This is a genomic window from Janthinobacterium sp. KBS0711 (assembly GCF_000988085.1).
Lineage (GTDB): Bacteria > Pseudomonadota > Gammaproteobacteria > Burkholderiales > Burkholderiaceae_D > Janthinobacterium > Janthinobacterium lividum_E.
Genome location: NZ_LBCO01000020.1, coordinates 1 through 1,471 on the forward strand (window position 1 = coordinate 1; position 1,471 = coordinate 1,471).

1 protein-coding gene is annotated in these 1,471 nt (G+C 74.3%); it reads right to left on the minus strand.

The features are described from left to right. Positions 1–1,471: hypothetical protein (locus VM94_RS28505; RefSeq protein ID WP_200899215.1), on the minus strand; the 1,471-nt coding region annotated here is incomplete at both ends.

Genomic DNA, 1,471 nt, shown 5'->3' on the forward strand with positions numbered 1-1,471 from the left:
GGCTGCCGCCGCAACATCGGCGTCATGCGCGTTTTGCGCCGCCAGCTGGGCTGCCGCTGCCGCGGCGGCGGTGGCGGCGACGTTGGCGTCGGCTGCCAGGGCTGCGTCCAGCGCCGCTTGCGCGCTGGCGGCTGCCGTGGCGGCGGCGGCTGCCGTGGCATCGTCCGCCTGGGCATTGAGGGTGGCGGCCATGGAACTGGCCGCTTGCGCCGCTGCCGCTGCCGCGGCGGCATCGGCGTTTTGCGCTGCGACGGCCGCCGCATGCGCGGCAACCGCATTGGCGGCGGCGGTAGCGGCCGCCGCGTCGTCGGCCTGGGCCGCCGCCAGCGCCGCATGGGCGGCAGCCGCGTTGGCATTGGCCTGGGCCGCGTCATCGGCCGCCCCCTGGGCGGCGATGAGGAGGTTCAGTTTCAGCGTCTTGTCATTGTCGGCATCCGTGGCGTTGATATCGGCCGTCACGGCGGCGGTCAGGTTGGCGATGGCCACGTTGAGCGCGGCATGGGCGTTGAGGGCTGCCGTATCGGCCAGTTGCGCCGCCAGGGTGGCGGCGGCCGAGAGGGCGGCCGTGTGCGCGGCATTGGCGGCGGCATCGTCGAGGGCCAGCGCCGCGCTGGCTGCCGCCAGTGCGTTGTTGGCCGCCGTGGCAAGGGCTGCCAGGGCGCCATTGGCCACCAGCGCCGCATCGGAAAGGAGCTGTGCCGCTGCCGCGGCGGCCGCCGTGCTCGCCGCTGTGGCGTCGTCTGCCGCAGCGGCATTGGCGGCGGCGAGCGAGGCGCTGGCCGTCAATATCGCCGCGTTGAGTGTGGTCGTGGCGTTGTTCAGGGCCGTTTGTGCGTTGGCCGCTGCCGTGGCTGCCGCGGCGGCGAGGCTGTCGTCGTTCAGGGCCTGGTTCAATGCTGCCAGCGCGCTCGCTGCCGTTGCCGCAGTCGTGCCGACGGCGAGATCGGCGGCCTGTGCGGCTTGCGTGGCTGCCAGCGAGATCGACGCCGTGAGAGCGGCGGTGGCAGCGGCGATATCGTCCGCTTGCGCGTGCTGCGTGGCGGCGGCCGAGATGGCGGCCACTGCGGCGGCCGCGGCGGCGGCCGTGTCGGCGGTGGCGGCGGCCACTGCGGCGGCCGTTGCATTGGTGGAGTTCAGCACAGCCGCAGCGGCGGCCACATCGTCGGCCAGGGCCGCATTCAGGGCAGCCTGCGCGTTGTTGGCAATGGTGGCGGCGCTGGCGGCGGCATTGTCGGCAAGTTGTGCCGCTTGCGCGGCCGCTTGCGAGACGTTGGCGACGGTGGCGGCTGTCGCAGCGGCCAGATCGTCGGCGACTGCGGTAGCGGTGGCCGCACTCGCCGCGATGGCGGCAGCAGCCGTGGCGGCTGCATTCGCGTCCGCTTGCAAGGCTGCATTCAGGGCGGCCAGGGCGTTGGCCGCCGTCGCTGCCGTCGCGGCGGCGGCCGTATCGGCTGCCTGCGCCGCCTGGGCC